Annotated in this window: 20 protein-coding genes and 1 pseudogene; 10 read left to right on the plus strand and 11 right to left on the minus strand. The window is 60.1% G+C overall.

The genetic code is table 11. The features are described from left to right. The 3 genes and pseudogenes from D8V06_RS18210 to arcD (D8V06_RS18220) all read right to left on the minus strand — a co-directional run. Positions 1-178: pseudogene (locus D8V06_RS18210) on the minus strand (ornithine carbamoyltransferase subunit F); the annotation flags it as partial. Positions 179-247: 69 nt separating this feature from the next. Further along, positions 248-1,504 carry an arginine deiminase gene (gene arcA / locus D8V06_RS18215; RefSeq protein WP_056852643.1) on the minus strand — a complete coding sequence of 419 codons (1,257 nt, stop codon included), beginning with the start codon at positions 1,502-1,504 and terminating at the stop codon, positions 248-250. Positions 1,505-1,527: 23 nt separating this feature from the next. After that, the gene (gene arcD / locus D8V06_RS18220) at positions 1,528-2,955 is read right to left on the minus strand and encodes an arginine-ornithine antiporter (RefSeq protein ID WP_130931468.1); all 1,428 of its coding nucleotides are present in this window, start codon (positions 2,953-2,955) and stop codon (positions 1,528-1,530) included. Positions 2,956-3,377: 422 nt separating this feature from the next. On the opposite strand from arcD (D8V06_RS18220), the gene arcD (D8V06_RS18225) reads away from it, so the two are divergent. Continuing rightward, positions 3,378-4,805 (plus strand): arginine-ornithine antiporter, encoded by a 1,428-nt coding sequence (gene arcD, locus D8V06_RS18225; protein WP_056852641.1) that lies wholly within the window; start codon positions 3,378-3,380, stop codon positions 4,803-4,805. Between the two features lie 199 nt (positions 4,806-5,004). Here arcD (D8V06_RS18225) and D8V06_RS18230 read toward each other — a convergent pair whose 3' ends face one another. The 8 genes from D8V06_RS18230 to gap form a co-directional block, all read right to left on the minus strand. After that, the gene (locus D8V06_RS18230) at positions 5,005-7,143 is read right to left on the minus strand and encodes a methyl-accepting chemotaxis protein (protein WP_130931469.1); all 2,139 of its coding nucleotides are present in this window, start codon (positions 7,141-7,143) and stop codon (positions 5,005-5,007) included. 200 nt (positions 7,144-7,343) lie between these two features. Continuing rightward, positions 7,344-7,733: a YbaN family protein gene (locus tag D8V06_RS18235; RefSeq protein WP_130931470.1), complete on the minus strand. Its 390-nt coding sequence runs from the start codon at positions 7,731-7,733 to the stop codon at positions 7,344-7,346. A 159-nt stretch (positions 7,734-7,892) separates the two neighbouring features. Next, the gene (locus D8V06_RS18240) at positions 7,893-8,501 is read right to left on the minus strand and encodes a biliverdin-producing heme oxygenase (RefSeq protein WP_130931471.1); all 609 of its coding nucleotides are present in this window, start codon (positions 8,499-8,501) and stop codon (positions 7,893-7,895) included. Positions 8,502-8,617: 116 nt separating this feature from the next. Continuing rightward, entirely contained in the window at positions 8,618-11,209 is a 2,592-nt protein-coding gene (locus D8V06_RS18245) for a TonB-dependent receptor (protein ID WP_130931472.1), read from the minus strand. Positions 11,210-11,331: 122 nt separating this feature from the next. Continuing rightward, a complete protein-coding gene (locus D8V06_RS18250) occupies positions 11,332-12,297 on the minus strand; it encodes a FecR domain-containing protein (RefSeq protein WP_130931473.1) in 966 nt (321 codons plus the stop codon). A 102-nt stretch (positions 12,298-12,399) separates the two neighbouring features. Beyond that, complete coding sequence (locus D8V06_RS18255; protein ID WP_130905888.1) at positions 12,400-12,918, minus strand: sigma-70 family RNA polymerase sigma factor; 519 nt, start codon at positions 12,916-12,918, stop codon at positions 12,400-12,402. Positions 12,919-12,996: 78 nt separating this feature from the next. Further along, entirely contained in the window at positions 12,997-13,461 is a 465-nt protein-coding gene (locus D8V06_RS18260; protein ID WP_056852634.1) for a methylglyoxal synthase, read from the minus strand. A gap of 170 nt (positions 13,462-13,631) precedes the next feature. Continuing rightward, positions 13,632-14,633, minus strand: coding sequence for a type I glyceraldehyde-3-phosphate dehydrogenase (gene gap / locus D8V06_RS18265; RefSeq protein ID WP_056852633.1), 1,002 nt, complete (start codon positions 14,631-14,633; stop codon positions 13,632-13,634). Positions 14,634-14,852: 219 nt separating this feature from the next. On the opposite strand from gap, the gene edd reads away from it, so the two are divergent. The 9 genes from edd to D8V06_RS18315 all read left to right on the plus strand — a co-directional run. Beyond that, a complete protein-coding gene (gene edd, locus D8V06_RS18270; RefSeq protein WP_056852632.1) occupies positions 14,853-16,679 on the plus strand; it encodes a phosphogluconate dehydratase in 1,827 nt (608 codons plus the stop codon). Further along, the gene (locus D8V06_RS18275) at positions 16,676-17,641 is read left to right on the plus strand and encodes a glucokinase (RefSeq protein WP_130931474.1); all 966 of its coding nucleotides are present in this window, start codon (positions 16,676-16,678) and stop codon (positions 17,639-17,641) included. The genes edd and D8V06_RS18275 overlap by 4 nt, the downstream gene beginning before the upstream one ends. A 197-nt stretch (positions 17,642-17,838) precedes the next feature. Continuing rightward, entirely contained in the window at positions 17,839-18,570 is a 732-nt protein-coding gene (locus D8V06_RS18285; protein WP_056852630.1) for a response regulator transcription factor, read from the plus strand. Further along, positions 18,560-20,029 (plus strand): ATP-binding protein, encoded by a 1,470-nt coding sequence (locus D8V06_RS18290; protein ID WP_130931476.1) that lies wholly within the window; start codon positions 18,560-18,562, stop codon positions 20,027-20,029. Before D8V06_RS18285 ends, D8V06_RS18290 begins: the two co-directional genes overlap by 11 nt. 223 nt (positions 20,030-20,252) lie before the next feature. Next, positions 20,253-21,512, plus strand: a complete 1,260-nt coding sequence (locus D8V06_RS18295) for an AGE family epimerase/isomerase (RefSeq protein WP_130931477.1) — start codon at positions 20,253-20,255, stop codon at positions 21,510-21,512. 118 nt (positions 21,513-21,630) lie between these two features. Beyond that, complete coding sequence (locus D8V06_RS18300; RefSeq protein WP_130931478.1) at positions 21,631-22,932, plus strand: ABC transporter substrate-binding protein; 1,302 nt, start codon at positions 21,631-21,633, stop codon at positions 22,930-22,932. A gap of 179 nt (positions 22,933-23,111) precedes the next feature. After that, positions 23,112-24,020 carry a sugar ABC transporter permease gene (locus tag D8V06_RS18305; RefSeq protein WP_056852626.1) on the plus strand — a complete coding sequence of 303 codons (909 nt, stop codon included), beginning with the start codon at positions 23,112-23,114 and terminating at the stop codon, positions 24,018-24,020. Then, on the plus strand, positions 24,013-24,858 hold the full coding sequence (locus tag D8V06_RS18310; protein ID WP_056852625.1) for a carbohydrate ABC transporter permease: 846 nt from the start codon (positions 24,013-24,015) through the stop codon (positions 24,856-24,858). Before D8V06_RS18305 ends, D8V06_RS18310 begins: the two co-directional genes overlap by 8 nt. Before the next feature lie 2 nt (positions 24,859-24,860). After that, positions 24,861-25,023: ATP-binding cassette domain-containing protein (locus D8V06_RS18315; protein ID WP_130931483.1), on the plus strand; the 163-nt coding region annotated here is incomplete at its 3' end.

Below are 25,023 nucleotides of genomic sequence, written 5' to 3' on the forward strand. Positions count from 1 at the left end.
TGCGGGTCGAGGTTTTTTCGAAGATCAGCGCGATGTTGTTGCCCTTGAGGTGCTGCTGTTCGGTGCCGGTGTATTTGGCGCGCTTGAGGTCGCGGGACAGGTCGAGCAGGTAACGCAATTCGCGAGGGGTGTGGTGTTCCAGGCTCAGCAGATTGCGGTTATGAATATTGAACGCCATTTTGGATCTCCTAAGGTGTCGGTTATCCCTTCGGCCCACACTCGGTAAGTGCGGGCCGAAGTTAATAGGTTAGTAGTCGATCGGATCGCGGATGATCGGGCAGGTCATGCAGTGGCCGCCGCCGCGACCGCGTCCGAGTTCGCCGGCGCTGATGGTGATCACTTCCACCCCGGCCTTGCGCAGCAGAGTATTGGTGTAGGTATTGCGGTCGTAGCCGATGACCACCCCCGGTTCCACGGCCACCACGTTGTTGCCGTCATCCCATTGCTCGCGTTCGGCGGCGAAGCTGTTGCCGCCGGTTTCGACGACGCGCAGGGCCTTGAGGTTGAGGGCCTTGGCCACGGTGTCGAGGAAGTTGGTTTCTTCGCGACGGATGTCGATGCCGCCCGGTTTGCTTTCGTCGGGGCGAAGGGTGAAGGCAACAATCTGGTTCACCACTTCCGGGAAGATCGTCACCACATCGCGGTCGCAGAAACTGAACACGGTGTCCAGGTGCATCGCCGCGCGGGATTTCGGCAGGCCGGCGACGATGACCTTCTCGACGGCTTTGTTCTTGAACAGGTTGACCGCCAGTTGGCCGATGGCCTGGCGGGATGAGCGTTCGCCCATGCCGATCAACACCACGCCGTTGCCGATCGGCATCACGTCGCCGCCTTCGAGGGTGGAACTGCCGTGGTCCTTGTCCGGGTCGCCATACCAGATTTCGAATTCGGCGTTGGTGAACTGCGGATGGAATTTGTAGATGGCGGTGGTCAACAGGGTTTCCTGGCGACGCGCCGGCCAGTACATAGGGTTGAGGGTGACGCCACCGTAGATCCAGCAGGTGGTGTCGCGGGTGAACTGGGTGTTGGGCAGCGGCGGCAGGATGAAGCTGGAGTGGCCGAGGAATTCACGGAACATCTGGATGGTCTTGCCGCCGAAACTGTCCGGCAGGTCATCGGCAGAGACCCCGCCAATCAGGAACTCGGCGATCTTGCGCGGCTCCAGGCTGCGCAGCCATGAACTCGTTTCATTGATCAAGCCCAGACCCACCGAATCGGCGGTGATCTTGCGTTGCAGAATCCAGTCCAGGGCTTCGGGGATGGCGACGATGTCGGTCAACAAGTTGTGCATTTCCAGCACATCGACATTGCGCTCACGCATCTTGGTGACGAAATCGAAATGGTCGCGCTTGGCCTGAGCCACCCACAGTACGTCGTCGAACAGCAGTTCGTCGCAGTTGTTCGGGGTCAAACGCTGGTGGGCAAGCCCGGGGGAGCAAACCATGACTTTGCGCAATTTGCCGGCTTCGGAATGGACGCCGTACTTAACTTTTTCCGTGGTCATTTCAGTGATCCTCCAGCTACAAATTACAGGGTCAGAAAGCCGTCATAGAGACCGTAGGCCGCTACCAGCGCGCCCACGACCACCGCGGCGAAAATCAGTTTCTCGACGTTGGTGAACACCGGTTTGTCGAGTTCCAGCTTGGCCTTGGCGAACAGGATGGCGCCGGGTGCGTAGAGCAGGGCCGAGAGCAGCAGGTACTTGATACCGCCGGCATAGAGCAGCCAGACCGCGTAAATCAACGCGATGGCGCCGATGATCAGATCCTTCTGCCGTTCACCCGCCGCGCCTTCATAGGTTTCGCCGCGTACCGCCAACAGCAGGGCATAGGCGGCCGACCACAGGTATGGCACCAGAATCATCGAGGTGGCGAGGTAGATCAGCGACAGGTAAGTGCTGGCCGAGAACAGTGTGATGATCAGGAACACCTGAACCATGGCGTTGGTCAGCCACAGCGCATTGACCGGCACCTGATTGGCGTTTTCCTTGCGCAGGAAGGCCGGCATGGTGTGGTCCTTCGCGGCGGCGAACATGATCTCCGCACACAGCAGCACCCATGACAACAGCGCACCAAGCAGGGAAATGATCAGGCCGACACTGATCAGTACCGCCCCCCATTTACCCACCACATGCTCGAGCACGGCGGCCATCGACGGGTTCTGCAGCTTGGCCAGTTCCGGTTGAGTCAGGATGCCCAGCGACAGCACGTTCACCAGCACCAGAATGAGCAGTACGGAAATAAAGCCGATCACCGTGGCCTTACCCACATCACTGCGTTTTTCCGCACGCGCCGAGAAAATGCTCGCACCTTCAATGCCGATGAACACCCAGACGGTGACCAGCATCATGTTGCGTACCTGATCCATCACGCTGCCCAGGTCGGGGTTCTTCATGCCCCAGATGTCGGCGGTGAAGATGTCCAGTTTGAACGCGAACACCGCAATCAGGATGAACAACAGCAGCGGCACAATCTTGGCTACGGTGGTCACCAGGTTGATGAAGGCGGCTTCCTTGATCCCGCGCAGCACCAGCAGATGGACGGCCCAGAGCAGGACAGAGGCGCCAATCACTGCAGCCACCGTGTTGCCCTCACCGAAGACCGGGAAGAAGTAACCCAGGGTGCTGAACAGCAGGACGAAATAGCCGACGTTGCCCAGCCAGGCGCTGATCCAGTAGCCCCAGGCGGAAGAAAAGCCCATGTAGTCGCCGAAGCCGGCCTTGGCGTAGGCGTAGACACCACCGTCGAGGTCAGGCTTGCGGTTGGCCAGGGTCTGGAACACAAAAGCGAGCGTCAGCATACCCACGGCGGTGATGGCCCAGCCAATCAGAATGGCGCCGACGTCAGCACTGGCGGCCATGTTCTGTGGCAAAGAAAAAATCCCTCCACCTATCATTGAACCAACTACCAGGGCAACCAGTGCTCCCAGTCGAAGTTTTCCAGGGGTTTCAGACATTGCATGACTCCATTGCAGATGAAGAGGGTTAACAGCTTGGTTCTGTTTACAACTCAATCAGCTGACATGGATCAGTGCATGCTCACATTGTGGATAAAAGCTCACCAAATATTCGCAGGCACAAGTCAGCATTCTGAAAAGCCTGTCCTAGAGGCGTCGTGTTTTAAGTATTTAACGGATCGTGTTGCTGCTTTATGACGCTAGTTCGTTTTTAGGCGGACGCAAACTTTGCGGAGGTAAATTCAGTAGCAAATAGTTTTATTGAGGGGCACGGTTAAAGCGAATCGCTATAAAAAAGGGTAAATCTATAAGCGCTCAGTAAGAGTCGTAAATTGGCGTTATCGAATAAAGGTTATTACGCTCTACCCAATTAGATAATAAGAAGATAACCCGGTATTTTCCGAGCCATTGGAGGCGCAACAATGTCGCAAACCCAGCAAAAGCTTCGCCTGAGCGCGCTGATCGCTCTGGTCGTGGGCTCGATGATTGGCGGTGGAATATTTTCCCTGCCGCAGAACATGGCCGCCAAAGCCGATGCCGGTGCGATATTGATTGGTTGGGCAATCACCGCCGTCGGCATGCTGACCCTGGCGTTTGTGTTCCAGACCCTGGCCAATCGCAAACCGGAGCTGGACTCGGGGGTGTACGCCTACGCCAAGGCCGGCTTTGGCGATTACATGGGGTTTTCCTCAGCATGGGGTTACTGGATCAGCGCCTGGCTGGGCAACGTCGGCTACTTCGTTTTGCTCTTCAGCACGCTGGGGTTTTTCTTTCCGGTTTTCGGCGAGGGCAATACGCCGATTGCCATTGCCTGTGCCTCGGTGCTGTTGTGGACGGTGCATTTTGTGGTGATGCGCGGAATCAAAGAGGCGGCGTTCATCAACCTGCTGACCACGGTGGCCAAGATCGTGCCGTTGATCCTGTTCATCGTGATTGCTGCGGTGGCGTTCAAGGCCGATGTGTTTACCCGTGACATCTGGGGGCGCAGCAACCCGAGTTTCGGTAGCGTGATGGACCAGGTGCGCAACATGATGCTGGTCACTGTCTTTGTGTTCATCGGTATCGAAGGCGCCAGTGTCTATTCGGCGCGGGCGGAGAAACGTTCGGATGTGGGGCGGGCCACGGTCATTGGTTTTCTCGGTGTGTTGGCGTTACTGGTGCTGGTCAACGTGTTGTCGCTGGGCATCATGAGCCAACCGGAGTTGGCCACCTTGCAGAACCCGTCGCTGGCGTCGGTGCTGGAGCATATCGTCGGCCCTTGGGGCGCGTTGCTGATCAGCGTGGGGCTGGCGATTTCACTGCTGGGCGCGTTGCTCTCCTGGGCGCTGCTGTGTGCCGAGATCCTGTTCGCCACGGCGAAAGACAAGACCATGCCGGCGTTCCTGACCAAGGAAAACGCCAATCATGTGCCGGTCAATGCGCTATGGCTGACCAACGTGATGATTCAGCTGTTCCTGCTGATCACGCTGTTTTCCGCCGGCACCTACACCAGCCTTATTTACCTGGCCTCGTCGATGATTCTGGTGCCGTATCTGTGGTCGGCGGCCTATGCGGTGTTGTTGAGCGGGCGCGGTGAAACCTATGAGCACGCTTCGGCAGAACGGACCAAGGATCTGTTGATCGGCGGCGTGGCCCTGAGTTACGCGGTGTGGTTGTTGTACGCCGGTGGTTTGAAGTATTTGCTGCTCTCGGCCTTGCTGTATGCGCCGGGCGTGATCCTGTTCGCCAAGGCCAGGCGTGAACAGGGTAAACCGCTGTTCACACCGGTCGAGAAGGGCATATTCACCTGTGTCATTTGCGGCGCCGGGTTGGCAGCCTATGGGCTGTACAGCGGGGTGTTGAGGTTGTGAGCACTCCTGCATGGAATGCATCAACCTGCGGGAGTGAGCCCGCTCGCATCGAAGGGCTTGCCCAACGAGAGGCCGAGCATAGATAGATGAAAACCCCATGCAGGAGCTGAGCTTGCTCGCGATGGCGGCGTGACAGTCAGCTATGCAGTGTCTGACCCTGCGCTATCGCGAGCAAGCTTTGCTCCTGCCGGGTGCGTTTTTAAACGCGGAACTGATCCATCAACTTCATTTGCTGGGTCGTCAGGCTGTTGAGTTGGCTGCTGATATGCGCCGATTCGGTAGCCTGGCCGGTCAGGGTTTCGGTGACGGTGCGGATCGCCGAGACGTTGCGGTTGACCTCTTCGGCTACGGCGCTTTGCTGTTCCGCGGCGCTGGCGATTTGCAGGTTCATGTCGCTGATCACGGTGACTGCGTCGCTGATTTTGCTCAAGGCCTGCACCGCTTGCTGGATTTGTCCGGCGTTGCTGTGGGCCTGGGTCTGGCTTGAATGCATGGTGGCAACCACGCCGCGTGTGCCGCTCTGGATACGCTCGATCACCAGGCGAATTTCTTCCACCGAGTCCTGGGTGCGTTTGGCCAGGTTGCGCACTTCGTCGGCCACCACCGCAAAACCACGACCACTCTCGCCGGCACGCGCGGCTTCGATCGCCGCGTTGAGCGCCAGCAGGTTGGTTTGCTCGGCGATGCTGCGGATTACCTCCAGCACCGAACCGATCTGCTCGCTGTTGACCGCCAGTGCCTCGACCTCGGTCACGGCCTTGCTGACTTCATCAGCCAATTGATTGATGTCGCGGGTGCTGCGCTCGATGATCTGCATGCCATCGCGGGCCGATTGATCGGCGCCTTTGGCGGCGCTTGCCGCATTCGACGCACTGTTGGCGACGTCGTGGGCGGTGGCACTCATCTCATTGGAAGCGGTGGCGACCTGGTCGATTTCGCGGAACTGCACCTGCATGCCTTCGCTGGTTTGACGGGCGATTTCCGAAGACTGGTCAGCGGTGCCGCGAGCGTCAGTGATGCTTTGCTTGATCTGCGCGATGGTCGGTTGCAGCTTGTCGAGGAACCGGTTGAACCAACTGACCAGCTCGCCCAATTCATCCTTCTTGCTGTAGTGCAGACGCTGGGTCAGGTCGCCGTCGCCACTGGCGATCGCCTTGAGCATGTCGGCCACGCTGTTGATCGGCCGGGTCACGCCCGAAGCGGTGAGCCACATCAGCAGCAAGCCGATCAGGCCGGCAATGATCGCCACCACAATGGCTTTGATCGTGCCAGTTTGCTGGGCGTCGTCGAGCACCGATTGCAGCTTCACCGAATCCGCCAGCAGCACTTGCCTGGGCAGGTCGATGACCACGCCCCAGGCTTTGGAATCGGCAATCGGGCTGACCGGGTACACCGCGCGGATCAGGTCACCCTGCTGGAGAATTTTCGCGGTGCCGGCGCCGAGCAGTTGCAAGACGTCCTTGCCATCTGCGCCGAGGGTATCGCCGATGCTTTTGCCGACTTTGCTGGCGTCGACGCTGTAGGCCGCCATGACGCCCGTGCCGGAGACAATCAGCATGTGCCCGGCGCTGTTGAACAGTTCACGCTGGGAATCGACCGCCGCAGCTTGCAGGGCGTCGAGCGCGATGTCGATACCGACTACGCCGATGGCTTTGCCCTCAACCAGCAGCGGAACGGAAATGGTGGTCATCAACACTTCCTTGCCACCGACCGTATCGGCGTACGGGTCGAGCAGGCAGGTGCGCTTGCTGTCCCGCGGGCAGGTGTACCAGATGTTGTAGGGCGTGCCGCTGAGGTTAAGCGTGGTCTTGGTCATGTCCTCTTCGACCATGATGGTATTGAGCGCTTCACCCCCGGCGCGGCTCCAGTACGTAGCGAAGCGACCCGCCTCGTTGGACTGTCGGGCGGCATCATTGGCGAACTCGCTGTCCTTGCCGTCGAGGCCGTTGGGTTCGAACGCCAGCCAGATCCCCAGCACTTTGCTGTTGCGCTCGAATGCGGTCTTCAAGCTCTGGTTCAACTCTTCGCGCAGGGCACCGGGCTCGAGCGAGCGCTTGGCGGCGAGGTTGCGCATGTCGTTGATCTGATCCGCCAACGCGGTCACTACCGTCAGGGTTTCACCGAACGTCTTCTGCACCCGAACCGCTTGCTCGGCGGCCTTGGCCTGCAGCAAGTCCTGCACGCTGGCGGTGAGCATTCTGCTGCTGGAGTCGCTGACCAGTTCATCGTTCTGATTGGTCTGATAGAAGTTCATGCCCACGATCAACGCGACGACGCCGAGCAGGCAGAGGCCGGAGAGCAGGACAATTTTCAGGCGGATGGACAGTGAGTCGAACATGGGGCGAGCTCGCGAATGGATGAATAGTTGGCTGTGAGCCGGAGCGGCTCGATCCGCCAAATCCATTTAGCGCCATTCCATCCACATCGGCGCGAAGCCGAGATTGCATGAGCAGCATGCCGACGAACGGTCATGGTTGAACGTTTGCGCGGGAAAATGTGCCGAAAGCAGGCTCAAAAACAGGAAAAATCGCGGTGCATTCAGGTGCGTCGCGTCGGCGATTCAGGCCGCGACCAGATCCACAGATTGCCCAACCCCATCCCGGCGATCGCCAGATAAATCGGCCAGCCATGGTCGAGCATTACCAGCATGAGACCGGCACATAACAGCATGCTGACCGTGGCGCTGACTTTGGCCCGGCGCGCGATGATTCTACCGTTGCGCCAATTGCTGAGGATGGGACCGAACAATCGATGACTTTCCAGCCAGGCACTCAGGCGTGGCGAACTTTTAGTGGCGGCCCAGGCGGCCAGCAGGATGAATTCGGTGGTCGGCAGGCCGGGAATGACGATGGCGATCAGGCCGATACCCAGGCTGACGTAGGCCAGCAGGCCGAAGAGAACGCGGGTTAGTTTTGAGGAGGCGGGCATGGGCTCACGGCAGGTATCGAGGCTAGATCAGGATCTGGGGAAGTTGCTCGGTCCCTGTGGGAGCGGGCTCGCCCGCGATAGCAATTTCCAATTCAGCATCTCTATTGGATGTGAAGCCGCCATCGCGGGCAAGCCCGCTCCCACAGGATTTTTATACAGTCAGGCGATTTCCGGGGTGGTGGCGTAAGCCTGTTCCAGCAACACCGTGAACCGATTGAACGCATCGATGGCGCCTTTATCCAGTTCGGCTTCTTCTTCTGCGCTGAGCGACAGTCCATCGAGGGTTTTGACGAAGCTCTTCCAGCCTTGCGCACGACCACCGGCCGGCTCGCCCAAGTGCCGCGCACCAAAGGTTTCGCTCAAACCCAGGCCCACGGCACGCTTGATCAGGAACGCCGCACCCAGCTTCGAGCCTTCGGAAACGAACAGCCAGCCCAGCGCTTGGGCCTTGCCTGGGTTGTTCACCGCACCGGCGACCGGCGCCGGAACGTCGGTGTCCAGGTCCGCCAGGTCGGCCTTGGCCGCTTCGGCGCGGCAGCGAGCGCAGAGGTCCGGGACGATGGCGATCAGTTGAGCATCGTTGTACAGCGACACCAGTTCCGACTGGAACAGGTACTGCGCCACCACGAAGCGGGCGAAGCTGGCCCTGGATTCAAAAGGCGCGTGGGCTTTGACCAGGGCATCGAGTCTGGTGTGGGGCTCGTGGGTGATCTGGTTCAGGCGTTGGGAACGCAGGCTCGGGGATTGAACGGTGTCCTGAGTGGTCATGACAAATCCTTTGGAAGAAAAAGAAACGCTTGTTAACGAGACGAATCAGCTTGGGCCAGGCAGTAAAAAAACCTCACTGCGCAGCCCTGTGAAGCCGCGCAGAGAGGTGAGGCCAGTCAGATATCCCAGATCAGGTTGATGGCGAAATTGCGACCCGGCTGGGTCAGGCGATCAAGGTTGGCCGGTTGGGTCACCGAGGCTTCGCCGACGCTGTCGTAGCCGCGCACGTCATCCCACAGCCAGTACTTCTTGTCGGTCAGGTTGTAGATGCCGCCGCTGAGGGTGACGTCGTTGGTCACTTTGTAGAACCCGGTCAGGTCGAGGATGCCGAAGCCCGGCGTCTTGAACTGGCTGCTGACGCCGTCCGGCGACTTGAAGTTGCTGTCGTCGACGCGGTCCTTCTTTTTCACCAGGGTCCAGCTGAGCAAGCTGCCGTAGTTGTCCTGGTCGTAACCCAGACCAAACACGCCGGTCAGCGGGTTGACGCTGTTGATCGGCTCGCCATTGTCGTTGTTGCGACCGTAGGCGTAGGCCACCGAGCCCTGGGTATAGAGACCTTGTGGCGCACCCAAGGTATCGAGGTTCAGGCGACCCTTGATTTCCGCGCCCTTGATGGTGGCGTGCTTGATGTTGGCGCTCTGGAAGGTCGGTTGGTCATAACCCGGAGTGACAGCGTCTTCGTTGATGAAGTCGCGGTACTTGTTGTAGAACACCGCCATTTCGAATGAGCCCTGCTCGAAGTTGCCCCGCAGGCCCGTCTCGTAGCTTTGGCTTTTTTCCGGTTCCAGGTCCGGGTTGGGTTCCACGCTGTAACCCGCCGCGGTGTTATCGAAACGCCCGTACAAAGCCTTCGCGGTCGGGGTGCGGAAGCCTTCGGCGTACTGGCCGTACCAGGTGTAGTGATCGGTCAGGGCGTAGGTCAGGCCGAACTTGGGCGAGACTTTGTGCCAGGTCTTGTTTTCGTCGCTGACGGTGCCGCGACCGTCAGCCGAAACGGTGTTGAGGAATTCGTCGGTGATATCCGGCTTGAGTTCGGTGTAGTCGTAGCGCAAGCCCGGCAGGAAGGTCCACTTGTTCCAGCTGATCTGATCCTGGGCGAACACGCTGTAGGTGTTGATGGTCGGGTCTGGGAAATCCGAGGATTTTTTCAGCACGTCCGCTGGGCTGCTGGCGCCAATGGCAGTGCAGCCGCGACCGACCGCCAGGCAGGTGCCGTTACCGCTGCGCGAGCCGGTGACTTTCTGTTGCTTGAGGGTGGTGCCGTAAGTCAGCAAGTGCTCGGTGTCGGCAATGCTGAAAGATTTATCCAGCTGCAAATCGAACACCCACTGCTTTTCTTCGTAGAGAGTGTCGCGGGTTCGCAGTACCTGGCGAGTGATCGGGAAATAGAACTCGTCGGTGCTCTGGTCAGTCTTGGCAATCTGATGGTTCAGGCTCCACTTGATATTGTCCGTCAGCAGGCTGTCCAGGGCGAAGCTGTGTTCCAGGCCAAAACGCTCGCGGGTGATCGTGTCGTTACCGGTGCGCCACTGGTACATGCCGCCAGGCAAAATGCTCGCCGGGATGGTGGGGGCGCCCTCGAAGAACGGACCGCCATAGGCACTTTTCTGGTCGCTATCGCGATCGTCCTTGTACTTCTCGTAGGTCAGGCCCAGGCGTGCGTCATCCTGGTAATTCCAGCCGACCTTGGCCAGGACGTTGCTGGTGCGTACGTCCTCCGGGTTGGCCGCCGTGCGGCTCAGACCGGTGCCGTTGTTGTTGCCATAGGATTCGGTTTCGTGACCGTCGCGCTGGCTGTAATGCAGCAGGCCGTCGAATTGATCGGCACGACCGGCCACGGTGGCGGATTTCAGCCAGCTCTCGTCAGCGGAGCTGTAGCCGGTCTTCAAGCGTGCGCCAACATCCTGGCCGGGCTTGATGATGTCGTCCGGATCGAGGGTGAAGTAGCTGACCGCGCCGCCGATGGCGTTGCTGCCGTAGAGCACCGAAGCGGGGCCGCGGAGGATCTCGACGCGTTTGACGATTTCCGGGTCGACGTAGTTGCGCTGGGTCTTGGCATAGGGGCCGTTGAAGAAACCGTTGGGGACTTCGACCCCGTCAATCTGGGTCAGAACCCGGTTACCGTCGATGCCGCGGATGTTGAAGCCGCTGATTCCGCCGCGGGTGCCGGCACCGCCTACCGAAACGCCCGGCTCGTAGCGCACCAGATCCTTGATGGTATTGACGTTGTTGCGGTCCAGTTCTTCGCGCGTGTGGACAGTGACCGTGCTGGGTACGCTGTCCACCGACTGCTCCTGGCGGGTGGCGCTGATGGTCGTCTGTTGCAGATTGAGCGCGCTGCCGGTGGTGCTACGCTCCAGCACGATGTTGTTGTCACCCAGTTTGCGATAACTCAGGTTGGTCCCCACCAACAGGCGATCCAGGGCTTTGTCCGCAGGCAACGACCCGCGCACACCCGGCGAAGCGACCCCTTGCGCGAGCTCGGCCGGCAAGCCTACCTGCCAGCCTGTCACGGCGGTAAAGGCATTGAGTGCCGAGACCAGTGATTGCGGCGCGATGGTGAATGCGTAGTCGCCCATTTTGCGGGTCTGCTGTTCGGTAGCAGTAGCCGCCATCAGCGGGGCGCTGCCGGCCATCAGGATGGCGGCGGTCAGCAGCGACAGCACACGGGAAGGTGAAGGGGATTGGCGGGTAAGGCGAGAGGACATCGATAGCGCTCCGTGTCGCACGAATCTTTATAGGTGCTGATTGGCAGGTTTAGATGCGAATCAATTGCATTGGCTATAACGAGACGTACGGGGAACGGCTATCGAGTAAAAATAATTCTCATTCAGTTCAAGATCACCAGCGCCGGGTATTCCTTCAGTTGCGCGGAAGTGATGTGGGCCAGCGAGCGAACCACGTCCAGCGGCTGATCGAGACGATAATTTCCCGTCACGGCAACCGCGGCCAACTGCTCGTTGTTGTTGATGATCCAGCCCGGATAGTAACGACGCAGCTCAGCGAGCACCTGGTTCAGCGGGCAGTTTTCAAACACCAGGCGCCCCTGGACCCAGGCCAGGTCGGTGGCTGCATCCAGCTTGGCCGGGCGGTCGAAGCCGTTGGGGCCGATGCGGATGCTCTCTCCGGCGGTCAGGCGAACCCGTGCGTCGTCATGGGTGGCGCGCAAGTCGACATCACCGCGCTGCACGCGAACCTGGGTCACGCCGTCAAGGTAGCGCACGGCAAATGCCGTATCGCGCACGCTGGCGGTAACCAGGCCCGCGTTGATTTCCAGCGGCCGATCACGATGGGGCTGAACCTCGAAAAATGCCTCGCCTTGAAACAGACGTGCCTGGCGTTGCTGGTCGTTGATGGTGCTGGAAAACGCCGAGTTGGTGTTTAGCAGGACTTTCGAGCCGTCCTCCAGTTGCAGGCGCTGGCGCTCGCCAACCACGGTCAGGTGATCGGCCTGCAGGCGCATGGGCAGATTGCTGAAGCTGAACAGACCGAGGATCAGCACGGCCGCCGTGGCCAAGGGTTTCCAGTGCGGGCGCAAGCGAGCCAAAAGCGTGACCTTTGCCGGGCGGGCAGCCAGGCTTTGTGCGCATTGCGTGACGTGCGGGCCGTTCCAGATCGCCTGAGCCTTGGCGAACGCGTCGGCATGCGCCGGGTCCGCCGCAAGCCATGCATGGAACTGGCGCGTCTGCTCTTCGCTCGGGCTGTCCAGCACGATCAGCCAGTCCAGGGCCTGGTCCATCGCGTCTGCAGTAGCCTGCGCCGGTGAGGGCGAAGGGGAGCGGTGGGTGTCCGTCACGGTGTTTCCTCGGCAGTGTCTACGCACGGCTGTTTTTGTAGTGAAACTGAAAAGAGCGGCAAGGGTAGCCCTGATGACCAGACTCGTCGAGCCGCAGCCGGCTCAGTGGCCGCTTGACCGTTCGGCGACGCCGATACATATCGTCATGATCAGTTTCAGTTCCTTCTGCACGGTGCTGAGCGAAACGCCGAGTTTTTCAGCAATCTCCAGATAACTGTGACCGTGCAGGCGGCTGAGGATGAAAATCTGTTGCTGACGAGGGCTGAGTTGACTGAGGCGTACGTTCAGACGCTCGAGCAATTGTTCGGCATGGGCGGCGTCTTCGGCGCTGCTGGCGGGGGCGGCAACACTTTGCACCACGTCCACGGGCACGTCCTCGACCATGGTCCTAGAATGGATGCGTCGCGCACGCAAATGGTCCAGTGCCAGATTGCGGGCAGTCTGGAAGACAAACGGTTCAAGATGATCGATGGCCCGCTCACTGAGAGCGCGGGTCACTCGCAGGTAGGTCTCCTGCAACAGGTCTTCGGCGGTGCTGTGATTGTTGACCATTCGCTCCAGCGTGCGCAGCAGGGAGACTCGCTGGGTAATGAAAACGTCGTTGAAGCGCGATTGACTCACGGGAAGACCTGATCCATTTTGAGTTAATGATAATGCTTATCATCCACGCGCATGGTCAAGTCTTGATTTTGTTGATGATTACGCGCGGCCCTGCAAATAGGTCGCGTAATCCGGAATCCGATGCGAGTGTTGTTGATCCATCATCGGGCTGCTGAGCAAATAATCGGCGCTGCATTCATTGCACGCTACCGGAATGTTCCAGACCGCCGCGACCCGCAGCAACGCCTTGATGTCCGGGTCGTGAGGTTGCGGTTCGAATGGGTCCCAGAAGAACACCAGCATGTCGACCCGTTGCTCGGCGATTCGCGCGCCAAGCTGCTGGTCGCCACCCAGTGGGCCGCTGATCATGCTTTCCACTGGCAGATCGAGGCGTTGTTGCAACAACAATCCCGTGGTGCCGGTGGCGACCAGTTCATGCTGGGCGAGACGGTCTTTCTGTCGTGCGGCCCAATCGAGCAGAAATACCTTGCAGTGGTCATGGGCCACCAGGGCGATACGCTTGCGCGCCGCCATGGTTTTTTGCGTGAAGCTGATACCGATCATGGGGTTTTCCACAGGGCGATTTGCGAGGGGGCTGAGGACGCCATCGCCTGCCTGTATGAGCGAGGCTTGCCCGTGAACCCGACACCGCGGTTATTCATTGGTACCGCGTTATCGTTCTTCGCCGGCAAGCCTGGCTCCTGCAGGATCGGATAAGGCGCAACAGGCGAAGGTTATTCGGCGTTGCACAGCGCCAGGCAGTTATCGAGCATGCGGTTGGAGAAGCCCCATTCGTTGTCGTACCAGGCCAGTACCTTGAGCAGCTTGCCGCTGGACTTGGTGTGGTTGGCGTCGAAGATCGACGACAGCGGGTTGTGGTTGAAGTCGCTGGAAACCAGCGGCAAGGTGTTGTAACCGAGAATCTTCGAATGCTGGCTGGCGTGCTTGAGCAGGGCGTTGACTTCTTCCGCGCTGGCTTCTTTTTTCAGCTGCACGGTCAGGTCCACCAGCGATACGTTGATCACCGGCACACGCACCGCCATGCCGGTCAGTTTGCCCGCCAGTTCCGGCAGCACCAGGCCGACCGCTTCAGCGGCGCCAGTCTTGCTCGGGATCATGTTCTGGGTGGCCGAGCGCGCACGGTACGGGTCGCTGTGGTAAACGTCGGTCAGGTTCTGGTCGTTGGTGTAAGCGTGGATGGTGGTCATCAAACCGCTTTCGATGCCCAACTCGCGGTGCAGCACCTGAGCCACCGGGGCCAGGCAGTTGGTGGTGCACGAGGCGTTGGAGATGATCTGGTGCGATTGGCGCAGAATGTCGTGGTTGACCCCGTAGACCACCGTGGCGTCGGCGCCTTTGGCTGGCGCCGAGATGATCACTTTGCGTGCGCCGGCCGTAATATGCGCGGCAGCCTTGGCGCGGTCGGTGAACAGGCCGGTGCATTCGAACACCACGTCAATTTTTTCCGCGGCCCAAGGCAGGTCGGCCGGGTTGCGAATGGCGCTGACGGCAATACGGTCGCCATTGACGGTCAGGCTTTCCTGATCGTGCTGGACATCCGCGTCGAATGTGCCGTGAACGGTGTCGTATTTGAGCAGGTGCGCATTGATAGCGCTGTCTCCGAGATCGTTGATGGCAACGATCTGCAGATCCTGACGGTAGCCCTGGGTATAGAGTGCGCGCAGGACGTTACGGCCAATCCGGCCAAAACCATTGATTGCAATTCGAAGAGTCATTAACAGCGCCACCGTCGTTTTGTTGTTGGAATTACAAGATTATTCGCAAAAAAATAGAAAACAAGCCTTTTTGATGGCAATATTTTGTTCAATCTACAACGAGTGACCTGAATCAACTGGTCCAACCGATCAAGAAAACCGTCTGTCATCCCATCGACACCGGCGTTTGATCAGCATAGACAATCAGGTCGCCACATCCGTTAGCCTGGAGTTCTACACATGCATCCCCGCGTCCTTGAGGTCACCGAACGGCTTATCGCCCGCAGTCGCGCCACGCGTGAGGCTTACCTTGCATTGATTCGCGGTGCGGCCAGCGACGGCCCGATGCGCGGCAAGCTGCAATGCGCCAACTTCGCCCACGGTGTGGCCGGTTGCGGCAGCGACGACAAGAAGAGCTTGCGGATGATGAATTCCGCGAACATTGCAATTGTTTCGTCATATAACGACATGCTCTCGGCGCACCAGCCGTACGAAGTCTTCCCTGAACTGATCAAGAAAGCCCTGCGCGAAATCGGCTCCGTCGGCCAGTTCGCCGGTGGTACACCGGCCATGTGCGATGGCGTGACCCAGGGCGAGCCGGGCATGGAGCTGAGCCTGCCGAGCCGTGAAGTGATCGCGTTGTCCACCGCCGTGGCGCTGTCCCACAACATGTTCGACGGCGCGCTGATGCTCGGCATCTGCGACAAGATCGTCCCGGGCCTGATGATGGGCGCGTTGCGCTTTGGTCATCTGCCGATGATCTTCGTGCCGGGCGGGCCGATGGTTTCCGGAATTTCCAACAAGCAGAAAGCCGACGTGCGCCAGCGCTACGCCGAAGGCAAGGCCAGCCGCGAGGAGCTGCTGGAGTCGGAAATGAATTCCTACCACAGCCCCGGCACCTGCACCTTCTACGGCACCGCCAACACCAACCAGTTATTGATGGAAGTCATGGGCCTGCACTTGCCGGGTGCGTCCTTCGTCAACCCGAACACGCCACTGCGCGACGCCCTGACCCGCGAAGCGGCGCATCAGGTGACGCGCATTACCAAACAGAACGGCGACTACTTGCCGATCGGTGAAATCGTCGACGAGCGTTCGCTGGTCAACTCCATCGTGGCGCTGCATGCCACCGGTGGCTCGACCAACCACACCCTGCACATGCCGGCCATCGCCATGGCGGCGGGCATTCAGTTGACCTGGCAGGACATGGCCGACCTCTCCGAGGTGGTGCCGACCCTGAGCCACGTCTACCCGAACGGCAAGGCCGACATCAACCACTTCCAGGCCGCGGGTGGCATGTCGTTCCTGATCCGCGAACTGCTGGAAGCCGGGCTGCTCCATGAAAACGTCAACACCGTGCTCGGCCATGGCCTGAGCCGCTACACCAAGGAGCCGTTCCTCGACAACGGTGAACTGGTATGGCGCGAAGGCGTGACCGAGAGCCTTGATGAAAGCATTCTGCGGCCGGTCGCTCGGGCATTCTCGCCAGAAGGCGGTTTGCGCGTGATGGAAGGCAACCTCGGTCGCGGCGTGATGAAGGTGTCCGCCGTGGCGCTGGAAAACCAGATTGTCGAAGCGCCGGCGATGGTGTTCCAGGATCAGCAGGACCTGGCGGATGCGTTCAAGGCCGGATTGCTGGAGAAGGATTTTGTCGCGGTGATGCGCTTCCAGGGGCCGCGCTCCAACGGCATGCCGGAACTGCACAAGATGACGCCGTTCCTCGGTGTGCTGCAGGATCGCGGCTTCAAGGTTGCGCTGGTGACCGACGGGCGCATGTCCGGCGCGTCGGGGAAAATCCCGGCAGCGATTCACGTCAGCCCCGAAGCTTATGTCGGCGGCGCTTTGGCGCGGGTGCAAGAGGGCGATATCATCCGCGTCGATGGCGTCAAAGGCACCCTGGAGCTTAAGGTGGACGCCGAAGAATTCGCAGCGCGCACGCCGGCCAAAGGCCTGTTGGGTAACAACATCGGCACCGGTCGCGAACTGTTTGGTTTCATGCGCATGGCCTTCAGCTCGGCGGAGCAGGGCGCCAGCGCCTTTACTTCTGCCCTGGAGACGCTTAATTGAAACTGGCTTTGGTCGGTGACATCGGTGGGACCAACGCACGTTTCGCGTTGTGGAAAAACCAGCAGCTGGAATCGGTCCAGGTGCTGGCGACAGCAGATTTCGCCAATCCGGAACAGGCAATCAGCCTTTACCTGAGCGGGCTCGGCCTGGCACCGGGGGCTATCGGTTCGGTGTGCCTGTCGGTGGCCGGCCCGGTGAGCGGCGATGAATTCAAGTTCACCAACAACCACTGGCGTTTGAGCCGCAAGGTCTTTTGCCAGACCTTGCAGGTGGATCAGCTGTTGCTGGTCAACGATTTTTCGGCCATGGCGCTGGGCATGACCCGTTTGCAGCCCGGCGAATTCCGCGTGGTCTGCGAAGGCACGCCGGAGCCGTTGCGCCCCGCGGTGGTGATCGGTCCCGGTACGGGGTTGGGCGTCGGCACTTTGCTCGATCTCGGCGAAGGCCGATTTGCCGCACTGCCGGGGGAGGGTGGTCACGTCGACTTGCCGCTGAGCAGCCCTCGCGAGACTCAACTGTGGCAGCACATCTTCAATGAAATTGGGCATGTCAGCGCTGAAACGGCATTGAGCGGCGGCGGCTTGCCACGGGTTTATCGGGCGATCTGTGCAGTAGACGGGCATGAGCCGGTGCTTGAGACACCGGAAGCGATCACCGCTGCCGGTCTGGCGGGAGACCCGATTGCGGTGGAAGTGCTTGAGCAGTTCTGCTGCTGGCTCGGTCGGGTGGCCGGCAACAACGTACTTACTACCGGTGCGCGCGGTGGCGTGTACATCGTGGGCGGGGTGATTCCACGCTTTGCCGATTTCTTCCTCGAAAGCGGTTTCGCAAGATGCTTCGCCGACAAGGGGTGCATGAGCGATTACTTCAAGGGGATTCCGGTGTGGCTGGTGACGGCACCGTATTCCGGGCTAGTAGGCGCCGGTGTGGCCCTCGAACAGGCACACCCTGTTGTGACATAAGTAATCTGTGGCGAGGGAGCTTGCTCCCGCTCGGCTGCGCAGCAGTCGCAAATTCGGCAAGCACGATGTCCTGGCAAAACAGCGGGGCCACTTCGCAGCCCAGCGGGAGCAAGCTCCCTCGCCACAAAAGCTCGTACGCCATCTGTTTTTGCTCAGGCATAATCCGCCCCAATTCCAACAACAAGGATGCCTTCGAAGTGAGCTCAGTCAACAAGTCGATATTGTTGGTCGATGACGATCAAGAGATACGCGAGTTGCTGGACACCTACCTGACCCGCGCCGGGTTTCAGGTACGTACCACGCCCGATGGCGCCGGTTTTCGCCAGGCCTTGAATGACGAACCCAGTGATCTGGTGATCCTCGATGTGATGTTGCCGGACGAAGACGGTTTCAGTTTGTGTCGCTGGATTCGTCAGCACCCGCGGCGGGCTCAGGTGCCGATCATCATGCTCACCGCCAGCTCCGACGAGGCTGACCGGGTCATCGGCCTGGAGCTGGGCGCGGACGATTACCTCGGCAAACCCTTCAGCCCTCGCGAATTGCAGGCGCGCATCAAGGCGTTGCTGCGTCGTGCGCAGTTCGGCCAGGAGCGCAGCGGTGGGGAAGTGCTGGCCTTCGATGACTGGCGGCTGGACATGGTCAGCCACCGGCTGTTTCACATCGACGGTGAAGAAGTGATTCTGTCCGGCGCCGATTTCGCCTTGCTGAAACTGTTCCTCGATCACCCCCAGGAAATCCTCGACCGCGACACCATCGGCAACGCCACCCGCGGTCGTGAACTGATGCCGCTCGACCGCATTGTCGACATGGCGGTGAGCCGATTGCGCCAGCGTCTGCGCGACACCGAGAAACCGCCCCGGCTGATTCGCACTGTGCGTGGCAGCGGTTATCAACTGGCAGCCAATGTGATTGCCAGCAATGGTCACTGAATCCCTGCGCAAACTCGCAGGGCGCGTGCCGGTGCCGCGCTCGCTGTTGGGGCGCATGTTGCTGCTGACCCTGCTGGCGGTGCTGTTCGCCCAGACGTTATCGAGCGTGATCTGGGTCTCGCAATTGCGTGCTACCCAGCTTGAAGGCCTGGTCACCAGCGCCCGCAGCCTTGCCCATTCGATGACCGCCAGCGTCAGTTACTTCCGTTCGTTGCCCGTGGCGTTTCGGCCGTTGGTGCTCGACCAGTTGCGTAGCATGGGCGGTACGCGATTCGTGGTGACGCTCAATGACAAACCCCTGGGCATGGACGTGCTGCCAATCACCCCGCGCAAGGAAGCGGTGATCAACGCGGTGGACGAAGTGTTGCGCCAGTCCCTTGGCCATGACACCGATATTTCGGTGACCTTCGTCAGCCCCGAGGATCTGCGGATTTTCAACGCCGGCCTGAAGCTCGACGAGCTGCCACGCTCCTGGGCGCATTACGCGCTGACCCTGGAGCCGGTTAATCCGCCCGTGCTGGTCACGCAAATCCAGATGGCACCCGGCGAATGGTTGTACATCGCCTCGCTGCTGCCGGAGCCCTACACCAGCCTCGAAGAACAAGGCCTGCCGGCGCAGCAGGTGTGGTTCATCGTGCTCACCAGCGGTTTCCTGCTGTTGTTCATCGGTCTGTTGGTGCACTGGCAGAGCCGTCCGCTCAAGCGCCTGGCGCGGGCCGCGCGGGATTTGTCGCTGGGCGCCGACGTCGAGCCGGTGGCCGAGGGTGGCGGCAGTGAAGTGGTCGAAGTTGGTCGCGCCTTCAACACCATGCGCGAGCGCATCAGCCGTTACCTGACTGAACGCAGCCAGTTGTTCAGCGCGATTTCCCACGATTTGCGCACACCGATCACCCGCTTGCGTCTGCGCGTCGAACTGCTCGAAGACGAAAAGCTGCAAGCCAAGTTCGGCCGTGATCTGGATGAGCTGGAGCTGCTGGTCAAAGGCGCGCTGCAATGCGTGAAAGACACCGACATTCACGAGAACATCGAGCCGGTGGATCTCAATCATGTGCTCGATTGTCTGGTGGAACCGTATCTGGCACCCAACGGCAATGGCCGCGTGACCCAGCAGGGACGAGCGCTGGCGGCGTATCCGGGCAAGCCATTGGCGCTCAAGCGCTGCATCGGCAACCTGATCGACAATGCCCTCAAGTACGGGCAGAACGCGCATCTGCACATCGATGACGACGACAGTGCGTTTGTTTTGCACGTCGATGATGAAGGGCCGGGGGTCCCGGAGCAGCGGCTGGAGCAGGTGTTCGAGCCGCACTTTCGTTTGGCCGGGCAGCAGCAGGGGTATGGCCTGGGGCTGGGAATCGCCCGCAACATTGCCCATAGCCATGGTGGTGAAGTCAGCCTGCAGAATTTGCGTGAGGGCGGGTTGCGGGTGACGCTTCAGTTGCCGCGTTCGATGGACTGACACTGTTGTAGGAGCCGGCTTGCTGGCGATGGCTGAGTGTCAGTCAGCGGATTCATCGAGTCATCTACCGCTATCGCCAGCAAGCCGGCTCCTACAAAATCGAACCTGCACCGATGCTGATGAATGTCACGGGTTGGTGACATAACTCGCCTCCTTCGTTACAAGCCCGGCACTGCCCGTTGTTTAGACTGCCCCTCAGTCATAACAACAAAAAAGGTCCTCCATGCACAGCTTCCAACCTGCCTTCAGCAGTTGGCTGAACGCACCTGCACATCAGCAATGGCTCGCCACCGAAGGGTTGCGCCTGTTGGCGTTCGCCAAAGCTTCGAAGCTTCCCGAAGGCTTCGGTAACCTCGATGAAAAAGGTCACCTTGCGGCCAATGCGCAAGCGCAAACCATGATCACCGCACGCATGACCCACAGCTTCGCCATGGCCCACATTCAAGGCCTGCCGGGGTTTGCAGCGCTGGTCGATCATGGCGTCGAAGCTCTGCGCGGACCGTTGCGCGATGCCGTGCACGGTGGCTGGTTTGCGTTGGCCGAACACCGCGACGGCAACACCGGCAAGAATGCCTATCTGCATGCCTTTGTCGCGCTGGCCGCCAGTTCCGCGTTAGTCGCCCAGCGTCCCGGCGCACAAGCGTTGCTCGATGACGCCATCGACATTATCGACACCTACTTCTGGAGTGAGGAGGAGGGCGCCATGCGCGAGTCCTTCAATCGCGACTGGAGCGAAGAGGAGTCGTATCGCGGCGCGAACAGCAACATGCACGCCACCGAAGCCTTTCTCGCCCTGGCCGATGTCACTGACGACAACCGCTGGCTGTGCCGTGCGCAGCGTATCGTCGAGCGAGTGATCCACGGCCATGCCGCTGCCAACGACTACCTGGTGATCGAGCATTTCGACCGCGACTGGCAGCCGCTGCGTGAGTACAACCACGACAACCCGGCCGATGGTTTCCGTCCTTACGGCACCACGCCGGGCCATGGATTCGAATGGGCGCGGTTGCTCCTGCATCTCGAAGCGGCGCGAGTGCAGGCCGGCATGCTGACACCCGGATGGCTGGCCACCGACGCGCAAAAACTCTTCGAGCAAAATTGCCTGCACGGCTGGGATGTCGACGGCGCACCGGGCGTTGTCTACACCCTCGACTGGGACAACAAAGCAGTGGTCCGCCATCGCCTGCACTGGACTCATTGCGAAGCCAGTGCCGCCGCCAGCGCCTTGTTGCAGCGTACCGGTGATGAACAATTCGAGCGCTGGTACCGACTGTTTTGGGAATTCTGTGACAGTTTTTTCATCGACCGATGCGACGGCAGCTGGCATCACGAACTCGATCCGCTGAATCGCCCTAGTGCTGATATCTGGCCGGGCAAACCGGATCTGTATCACGCCTGGCAAGCCGTGCTGATCCCTCGACTACCGTTGTCGCCCAGTATGGCAACGGCTCTGGCGCAAATGTCCCAGGGCGGTTCTGTGTAACCATGCGGTGACATTCGCGCGTCCCTTCGTTACCTGCGAGGGGAGGCGTCCTGTTTAAACTCCTGTGCAGCGCAAGCACCAGACTTGCATGCATAACAACAAGAAAGGTACATCTCAGATGAATGCGATTTCTCGCCTCGCTACTGTCATTTCTGTCGCCTCCCTGTTCCCGCTCGCAATGCTGCCGCTCAGTGTTTCCGCTGCCGAATCCAAAGGTTCGGTCGAAGTCGTGCACTGGTGGACGTCCGGTGGTGAAAAAGCCGCCGTTGATGTGCTCAAGGCCCAAGTCGAAAAAGACGGTTTCACCTGGAAAGACGGCGCCGTGGCCGGCGGTGGCGGTGCGACGGCCATGACCGTGCTGAAAAGCCGCGCCGTTGCCGGCAACCCGCCAGGCGTTGCGCAGATCAAGGGGCCGGACATCCAGGAGTGGGCGTCGACCGGTCTGCTCGACACCGACGTGCTCGAAGACGTTGCCAAAGCAGAGAAGTGGGACAGCCTGCTCGACAAGAAAGTCTCCGATACCGTGAAGTACGAGGGTGATTACGTGGCCGTGCCGGTGAACATTCACCGGGTGAACTGGCTGTGGATCAACCCGGAAGTCTTCAAGAAAGCCGGTATCACCAAGAACCCGACTACCCTCGAAGAATTCTACGCCGCTGGCGACAAGCTCAAGGCTGCCGGCTTCATCCCGCTGGCCCACGGCGGTCAGCCATGGCAGGACAGCACCGTGTTCGAAGCCGTTGTGCTGTCGGTCATGGGCGTTGATGGCTACAAGAAAGCCCTGGTCGATCTGGATAACAAGGCGCTGACCGGTCCGGAAATGGTCAAGGCGCTGACCGAGCTGAAGAAAGTCGCGACCTACATGGATGCCGACGGCAAAGGCCAGGACTGGAACCTGGAAGCGGCCAAGGTCATCAACGGCAAGGCCGGCATGCAGATCATGGGTGACTGGGCCAAGAGCGAATGGACCGCAGCCGGGAAAGTCGCCGGCAAGGACTACGAGTGCGTAGCGTTCCCGGGCACCGACAAGGCGTTCACTTACAACATCGACTCGCTGGCGGTGTTCAAGCAGAAAGACAAAGGCACCGCTGCCGGTCAGCAGGACATCGCCAAAGTCGTGCTGGGTGAAAACTTCCAGAAAGTCTTCAGCATCAACAAAGGTTCGATCCCGGTGCGCAACGACATGCTGGCCGACATGGGCAAGTACGGTTTCGACTCGTGCGCCCAGACGGCAGCCAAGGACTTCCTGGCTGACGCCAAGTCCGGCGGCTTGCAGCCAAGCATGGCGCACAACATGGCGACCACGCTGGCGGTACAGGGTGCGTTCTTCGATGTCGTGACCAACTTCATCAACGACCCGAAAGCCGACCCGGCCGATGCGGCCAAGAAACTGGGCGCGGCGGTTCAGTCGGCCAAATAAGGTCGTCCTCACCCGCCCCCTGTAGCAGCCGTTTTTTGTGGGAGCTGGCTTGCCAGCGATGCAGGCACCTCGGTTCAACAGTTGCACCCGAGTGATGCGATCGCTGGCAAGCCAGCTCCCACAGAAGCCTCTCCTACCGGGATCGCCTGAAGATTTTATTCCTCGTACTGGATCTTCCCATGAGTTCTGTTGCTGTGTTCAGCAAGGCCTCGCCGTTCGATGCATTGCAGCGCTGGCTTCCAAAACTGGTGCTGGCGCCGAGCATGTTCATCGTTCTGGTGGGCTTCTATGGCTACATCCTGTGGACGTTCATTCTGTCGTTCACGACCTCGACGTTCCTGCCCAATTACAAGTGGGCAGGGCTGGCGCAATACGCGCGGCTGTTCGACAACGACCGCTGGTGGGTGGCGAGCAAGAACCTGGCGCTGTTCGGCGGCATGTTCATCGGCATCACCCTGGTGATCGGCGTGCTGCTGGCGGTGTTCCTCGACCAGCGCATCCGGCGCGAAGGTTTCATCCGCACCATTTACCTGTACCCGATGGCGCTCTCGATGATCGTCACCGGTACCGCATGGAAGTGGCTGCTCAACCCCGGCATGGGCCTGGACAAATTGTTGCGTGACTGGGGCTGGGAAGGCTTCCGCCTGGACTGGTTGATCGACCCGGATCGCGTGGTCTATTGCCTGGTGATTGCCGCTGTCTGGCAAGCCTCGGGTTTCATCATGGCGATGTTCCTCGCCGGCCTGCGGGGTGTTGATCAATCGATCATCCGTGCCGCGCAGATCGATGGCGCGAGCATGCCGCGCATCTATTGGAAAGTTGTGCTGCCAAGCCTGCGTCCGGTGTTCTTCAGTGCCGTGATGATTCTGGCGCACATTGCGATCAAGAGTTTCGACCTGGTGGCGGCGATGACGGCCGGCGGCCCGGGTTACTCCTCGGACCTGCCAGCGATGTTCATGTATTCGTTCACCTTCAGTCGCGGCCAGATGGGCATGGGCTCGGCCAGTGCGATTCTGATGCTCGGTGCGATTCTCGCAATCATCGTGCCTTACCTGTACTCCGAGCTGAGGACCAAGCGTCATGACTAGTCTCGCTGCCAAACCTGCCATCAGCCTGAGTCGCATCGCGATCTACGCGGTGCTCATCCTGGCTGTGCTGCTTTACCTGATACCGCTGGTGGTCATGCTGTTGACCAGCTTCAAGACCCCGGAAGACATCAGCACCGGCAATCTGCTGAGCTGGCCGACCGTGGTCAGCGGCATCGGCTGGGTCAAGGCCTGGGCCACGGTTGATGGTTACTTCTGGAACTCGATCAAGATCACCGTTCCGGCGGTGCTGATCTCCACGGCCATCGGTGCCTTGAACGGTTACGTGCTGTCGATGTGGCGTTTCCGTGGTTCGCAGCTGTTCTTCGGCCTGCTGCTGTTCGGTTGCTTCCTGCCGTTCCAGACCGTCCTGCTGCCGGCCTCGTTCACCCTCGGCAAGATGGGCCTGGCAAGTACCACCACGGGCCTGGTGTTCGTGCACGTGGTCTACGGCCTGGCGTTCACCACGCTGTTCTTCCGTAACTACTACATCAGCATTCCGGATGCGCTGGTGAAGGCTGCGCGCCTCGACGGTGCGGGTTTCTTCACCATCTTTCGCCGGATCATTCTGCCGATGTCGACGCCGATCATCATGGTCTGCCTGATCTGGCAATTCACCCAGATCTGGAACGACTTCCTGTTCGGCGTGGTGTTCTCCAGCGGTGATTCGCAACCGATCACGGTGGCGCTGAACAACCTGGTCAACACCAGCACCGGCGCCAAGGAATACAACGTTGATATGGCAGCGGCGATGATCGCCGGGCTGCCGACCCTGCTGGTCTATGTGGTCGCAGGCAAGTATTTCGTGCGCGGGCTCACGGCCGGCGCAGTCAAGGGGTAATCATGGCTACGCTCGAACTTCGCAATGTAAACAAGACCTACGGCGCCGGCTTGCCGGACACCCTGAAGAACATCGAACTGTCGATCAAGGACGGTGAGTTCCTGATCCTTGTCGGCCCGTCGGGCTGCGGCAAGTCGACCCTGATGAACTGCATCGCCGGCCTGG

This window comes from Pseudomonas sp. Sample_24 (genome assembly GCF_004307605.1).
Lineage (GTDB): Bacteria > Pseudomonadota > Gammaproteobacteria > Pseudomonadales > Pseudomonadaceae > Aquipseudomonas.

Bases quoted from the DNA above. Each gene is read 5' to 3' on its own strand.
- arcA (WP_056852643.1), bottom strand. From the start codon at position 1,504: ATGACCACGGAAAAAGTTAAGTACGGCGTCCATTCCGAAGCCGGCAAA.
- arcD (WP_130931468.1), bottom strand. From the start codon at position 2,955: ATGTCTGAAACCCCTGGAAAACTTCGACTGGGAGCACTGGTTGCCCTG.
- arcD (WP_056852641.1), top strand. From the start codon at position 3,378: ATGTCGCAAACCCAGCAAAAGCTTCGCCTGAGCGCGCTGATCGCTCTG.
- D8V06_RS18230 (WP_130931469.1), bottom strand. From the start codon at position 7,143: ATGTTCGACTCACTGTCCATCCGCCTGAAAATTGTCCTGCTCTCCGGC.
- D8V06_RS18235 (WP_130931470.1), bottom strand. From the start codon at position 7,733: ATGCCCGCCTCCTCAAAACTAACCCGCGTTCTCTTCGGCCTGCTGGCC.
- D8V06_RS18240 (WP_130931471.1), bottom strand. From the start codon at position 8,501: ATGACCACTCAGGACACCGTTCAATCCCCGAGCCTGCGTTCCCAACGC.
- D8V06_RS18245 (WP_130931472.1), bottom strand. From the start codon at position 11,209: ATGTCCTCTCGCCTTACCCGCCAATCCCCTTCACCTTCCCGTGTGCTG.
- D8V06_RS18260 (WP_056852634.1), bottom strand. From the start codon at position 13,461: ATGATCGGTATCAGCTTCACGCAAAAAACCATGGCGGCGCGCAAGCGT.
- gap (WP_056852633.1), bottom strand. From the start codon at position 14,633: ATGACTCTTCGAATTGCAATCAATGGTTTTGGCCGGATTGGCCGTAAC.
- edd (WP_056852632.1), top strand. From the start codon at position 14,853: ATGCATCCCCGCGTCCTTGAGGTCACCGAACGGCTTATCGCCCGCAGT.
- D8V06_RS18290 (WP_130931476.1), top strand. From the start codon at position 18,560: ATGGTCACTGAATCCCTGCGCAAACTCGCAGGGCGCGTGCCGGTGCCG.
- D8V06_RS18295 (WP_130931477.1), top strand. From the start codon at position 20,253: ATGCACAGCTTCCAACCTGCCTTCAGCAGTTGGCTGAACGCACCTGCA.
- D8V06_RS18300 (WP_130931478.1), top strand. From the start codon at position 21,631: ATGAATGCGATTTCTCGCCTCGCTACTGTCATTTCTGTCGCCTCCCTG.
- D8V06_RS18305 (WP_056852626.1), top strand. From the start codon at position 23,112: ATGAGTTCTGTTGCTGTGTTCAGCAAGGCCTCGCCGTTCGATGCATTG.
- D8V06_RS18310 (WP_056852625.1), top strand. From the start codon at position 24,013: ATGACTAGTCTCGCTGCCAAACCTGCCATCAGCCTGAGTCGCATCGCG.